Source organism: Pseudoalteromonas sp. NBT06-2 (genome assembly GCF_002276045.1).
In the GTDB taxonomy this organism is placed as follows: domain Bacteria; phylum Pseudomonadota; class Gammaproteobacteria; order Enterobacterales; family Alteromonadaceae; genus Pseudoalteromonas.
This window is the reverse complement of the sequence record NZ_NQMR01000238.1, coordinates 1-4224: the sequence shown is the minus strand read 5'-3', so window position 1 is coordinate 4224 and position 4224 is coordinate 1. Positions and strand designations below refer to the sequence as shown.

Sequence of the window (4224 nt, the reverse complement as noted above, 5' to 3'; positions counted from 1 at the left end):
CTGCTTTTTGAGAAGTTACAAAAAGAAACTTAAACTGCAAATTTCACAGCTAAATGAACAGTTATCGGAATCAAGTAAAAAATCAAAAATAGCACATCAATCACCTGCTGAAGAAAAAAAGAAACACCTAAAAACCAAACTCCTAGCTTTATGAAAATGATGACGCCTGATTTTTTAAAATCAACATTAGTGATGCAGTTGAGTTCTGTCACTTCAGAATTAACGCACACTTTAAATTTATCTGATGAGCAATCAGAGTCCCTAGCTGATTTACTTAAGAAAAAAGCTGAAGCCGACATAGATGCCAATACTAAGGTACTAGAAAAAATGGTTAACAGTGATGCTAAAGAAATGATTGAAGATTCATTAAATATAGGACATTGAGCTCAATTAGTAAGCTTCTGTCAAGTTTGCCAGGGTATGTGACATTGTTTTATTTTTAAACTATATTTTAAAGGTTAATCAATTATATTGAAGGGAAAGTTCAATTGTTGAAGAATCTAAAATGGTCAAACAAATTAATTTTGATCTGTCTATTACCTATTTTGGCAATGATATTCATTTCTATTACAAGTATTACAACATTACTCAAACAAAGTTCATCAATTAATGATACGTTAAAGGTTATTAGCAGCCGCCAAATTGTTGCAAATAATGTTGTTGAAGCCATTTATAACATGAACTTTAGCACATTGTCTCTTATTGCAAGTACTGATAAAGCTAATATACGTAAATACGCTATTGCATCTATTAAGGCATCCAGTCAATTAGAAGAAACGCTAATTAATTTAAGAAATAAATTACCCAATGAACCCAAAGTAGATAAATTAATTGAAAGTCTGAGTGTATTAAAAGTAACTATGATGAAAATCATTAAAGCGGGAAGGCGTAATCAAGATAAACAGGCAATGGAGTTAATGAATAGTAGCGATAAAGAACAGAATGAGATAGCAATACTTGCAAAAAGCATCTTAACTCAAGAAACTAAAAAACTTCCGTTCATTGTCTCGAGCAATATGAGTGATAGTAGAAATTTATCTATATTATTGTTTGCTATTGTTGCTTTTATTATAGGGTTATCAACACTCATTATTTGGTTTATAAGACGATTGTTATCATCTCAACTTTCAACATTAACGCATGAAATGAATAACTTCTCTGATGGAGATTTAACTTTTGAGCTACCAAGTGAATTAGGTAAAGATGAAATTGGCAATACCTTAGCTGTATTGCAAAGTTCGATTGAAAACCTTAAAAACGTTATTGTTGGTATTCGCGAAGAAGTTGAAGGAATCTATAAAACATCCGATTTAGTCAAGAATAGTTCAACAAAAACACTCAATAATTCAAAGAAAATATCGGATGATATTTTAAATGTAAATAATACTTTATCGTATCTTAATGACATAGCTACTCAGATGAATAACAGTTTGGCACAAAGTATGAGTTTAGCGAGTGACTCGGTAAATAGGAGTGAAGCATCAGGAGTTTTAGTCTCGAAAGGATTAGAGAAACTTGAAATATTTAAGAAAAATAATCAAGATATTGTTAGCAACACGCAAGTTTTGTCTAATTCTGCGGAAAAAATCCTACATATCACTGAGACAATAAGAAGTATATCGGAACAAACAAACTTATTGGCATTAAATGCAGCTATTGAAGCAGCTAGAGCTGGTGAACAAGGGCGTGGTTTTGCTGTTGTAGCCGACGAAGTAAGAACATTGGCACAAAGATCAAATAAAGCGGTTGATGAAATATCCGTTCTATCATCAAGTATGAGTGATAGTGTTAAAGAGACGATAGATACTTTTAATACAAATTTTACTGTTTTAGAAGAAAATATAATATCACTTTCAGAAGTTATAAGTATTACGGATTCAGCTATTATTGCCTGTAAAGAAGCGAATACTCACATTTTACAAGCAGGTGATTTATATAACAAACAAGGTAGTTCAATTGATCAATTGGTTAAATTTTTAACTGATTTAGATATCGCATATAAAAATACAAATCGAGATATGAAAGAGTTAGATGAAGAGTCGGGTATTTTACAACATACAACAGAAAAATTAACTGAGTTAGTATCAAAATTTAAAACTTAAAGAAGGTGCATATGAACAATTTATATAAAGTAGTATTAATCTTCTCATTGCTAGCAGCTACCCCGATGTCATTAGTGACAGCTGTAGAATTTTAAAATATGGTATTTAAAACTAGGCACTTTTCTCTACAGAATTGGATTCTACCGTCCATTCCAATGCCTAAAAATAACGTATCAACAGAAGCGTCTATTATTCTAAGTAAAACATTATTTTTTGATCCCCGTTTGAATGATGAGGGAAAATATGCATTACGCTACTTACTCTGTCCATTGTTTAGTTGGTCTGATGATCTACCTAAGGCAAAAAGTCATAAAATCGTAGCCTTAAGACAAGCAAGTCCAGTCATAACTAATACAGCTTTTAACAGTCAAAAAATGTGGGATGGCCGCAAAAAATCATTAGAAGATCAAGTGATAGGACCTAGACCTATGATATCAAATGATGAAAATGCAATGACAGAGCAACAGATTTGAGAGGGTTAATTTATTTTAAAATCCAGATAAAGGTAATCGTAAAGTATGTAATTCAGCAACTAACTTTACGGATAATAAATTTAATAACATAGACTTACCTTAACTTTCGGGCAAGGGTGTAGATATGGGGCGCTATGCTTAAAGACCACTCATATTAATGAAAGGAACTTTTAAAACACCTACATTGAAAGATATAACACTCAGCGCACCTTACTTTCATGACGGTTCATTAAATACCTTACTGGAAGTGATAGAACTTTATAGCAAAGGGGAGATAGTCAAAAGTAATCTATCTCCTAATTTGAAAGAGTTAAAACTGAGTCAATCAGAAATGGATAATATTGTGACATTTTTGTAAGCGCTAACAACGCCGCCAGAAGCATTCACATTACCTATATTTCCATTAATAAATTAATTTTAATCGTAGCAAGGAAATAAAAATGAAAACAATTTTATCTATTGCATGTTCTATCACAATCATGTTGTCTTATCTGTGTGTAGCTGAAACTCACGAAATAGGGCAAAAAAATAAAGACTTTACTAAAAAAGTACTAACCATTAAAAAAGGCGACATCGTAAAATTTAAAAACTTAGATCCATTTTTCCATAATGTATTTAGTCTGTCAGATGTAAAATTTTTTGATCTAGGCTCTTTTCCTCAAGGTGACTTTAAGGAAATTGTTTTTGAAGAGACTGGAGAAGTCGGAGTTGAATGTGCTATCCATCCGAATATGATTATGACCATCAAAGTTGAAGAGTAATAATCTAATAGAGGCAGAATATGAAATATATCAATGTTGTAACCGTTTTTATTTTACTGTCATCTGTAGCATTTAGTTCTCATGCGGAAAAAGATGATACCACGCCAACTCTAGATATAGGCGCTAAAGTATTTGCAGCTCGGTGTGTGCTATGTCACGGACAACAAGGAATGGGAGAAGGGCGAATTCCTTTAAAAATAAAAAGCTACCCTAATACCAACCTAGCTAAAATCAATAAAGCAAAAACAAAAAAACAAATCTATGATGTTATTGTCTTTGGTGGCATGTTGGATAATATCAACTTATATATGCCGCCCATGGGTAATGAACTCACTTGGTCAGAGTTAGAATCGGTTAGTATGTTTGTTTATCAACTTAGAAAGGATCCTAAGGGAGAAATTAAACGACTAAGGAACGTTTTACACCTAACTAAAACTTCAGTTAATTTAGGACTCGAGATATTTCAGTCTAGATGTGTACTATGTCATGGAAAATCAGGCTTTGGTGACGGTAGAATGTCTAAAATAATCAAGAGCCCTCCACCATTTAATTTAACAAAAAGTCGCATGCCACTTAATTATTTAAAGCTCATTATTACGAAAGGTGGAGAACCTTTAGGACGCTCTATGCAAATGCCGCCATGGGGAGTTCAATTGACACCATTAGAGGTAGATGCTGTAGCAGAATATATAATTACATTAAGGAAGTAGTAGTAATGGCAGATAAGATTACAACAGATAAACAGTTTCAACGAAGACGTTTTGTTAAAAAATCAACAATAACACATTTAATTAAAAATACTTTTTTTATAAATAGTGCCTTATTAAACATGTATTTATGATAGTGTGAAGTGATTTTAAAAATGAATTTTCTAAATTACTTTTAACT

Annotated in this window: 7 protein-coding genes; all 7 read left to right on the top strand. The window is 32.0% G+C overall.

Annotated elements, in window-relative coordinates:
* Window positions 1-150 precede the first annotated feature (150 nt).
* The 7 genes from CJF42_RS24635 (at window position 151) to CJF42_RS29165 (ending at window position 4177) form a co-directional block, all read left to right on the top strand.
* The gene (locus CJF42_RS24635) at window positions 151-384 is read left to right on the top strand and encodes a hypothetical protein (RefSeq protein WP_095369168.1); all 234 of its coding nucleotides are present in this window, start codon (window positions 151-153) and stop codon (window positions 382-384) included.
* 104 nt (window positions 385-488) lie between these two features.
* Window positions 489-2102 carry a methyl-accepting chemotaxis protein gene (locus CJF42_RS24630; RefSeq protein ID WP_141235663.1) on the top strand — a complete coding sequence of 538 codons (1614 nt, stop codon included), beginning with the start codon at window positions 489-491 and terminating at the stop codon, window positions 2100-2102.
* A gap of 98 nt (window positions 2103-2200) precedes the next feature.
* A complete protein-coding gene (locus CJF42_RS28230; RefSeq protein WP_212668861.1) occupies window positions 2201-2575 on the top strand; it encodes a cytochrome c peroxidase in 375 nt (124 codons plus the stop codon).
* Between the two features lie 157 nt (window positions 2576-2732).
* A complete protein-coding gene (locus CJF42_RS28225) occupies window positions 2733-2933 on the top strand; it encodes a hypothetical protein (RefSeq protein WP_212668860.1) in 201 nt (66 codons plus the stop codon).
* Window positions 2934-3015: 82 nt separating this feature from the next.
* On the top strand, window positions 3016-3336 hold the full coding sequence (locus tag CJF42_RS24620; protein ID WP_095369166.1) for a plastocyanin/azurin family copper-binding protein: 321 nt from the start codon (window positions 3016-3018) through the stop codon (window positions 3334-3336).
* Between the two features lie 20 nt (window positions 3337-3356).
* On the top strand, window positions 3357-4046 hold the full coding sequence (locus CJF42_RS24615; protein ID WP_095369165.1) for a c-type cytochrome: 690 nt from the start codon (window positions 3357-3359) through the stop codon (window positions 4044-4046).
* A gap of 5 nt (window positions 4047-4051) precedes the next feature.
* The gene (locus tag CJF42_RS29165; protein ID WP_286203530.1) at window positions 4052-4177 is read left to right on the top strand and encodes a hypothetical protein; all 126 of its coding nucleotides are present in this window, start codon (window positions 4052-4054) and stop codon (window positions 4175-4177) included.
* The last annotated feature ends 47 nt before the right edge of the window (window positions 4178-4224 follow it).

Excerpts from the sequence above, each read along its gene's own strand:
- CJF42_RS24635 (WP_095369168.1), top strand. The coding sequence starts at position 151 with ATGAAAATGATGACGCCTGATTTTTTAAAATCAACATTAGTGATGCAG.
- CJF42_RS28230 (WP_212668861.1), top strand. The coding sequence starts at position 2,201 with ATGGTATTTAAAACTAGGCACTTTTCTCTACAGAATTGGATTCTACCG.
- CJF42_RS28225 (WP_212668860.1), top strand. The coding sequence starts at position 2,733 with ATGAAAGGAACTTTTAAAACACCTACATTGAAAGATATAACACTCAGC.
- CJF42_RS24620 (WP_095369166.1), top strand. The coding sequence starts at position 3,016 with ATGAAAACAATTTTATCTATTGCATGTTCTATCACAATCATGTTGTCT.
- CJF42_RS24615 (WP_095369165.1), top strand. The coding sequence starts at position 3,357 with ATGAAATATATCAATGTTGTAACCGTTTTTATTTTACTGTCATCTGTA.
- CJF42_RS29165 (WP_286203530.1), top strand. The coding sequence starts at position 4,052 with ATGGCAGATAAGATTACAACAGATAAACAGTTTCAACGAAGACGTTTT.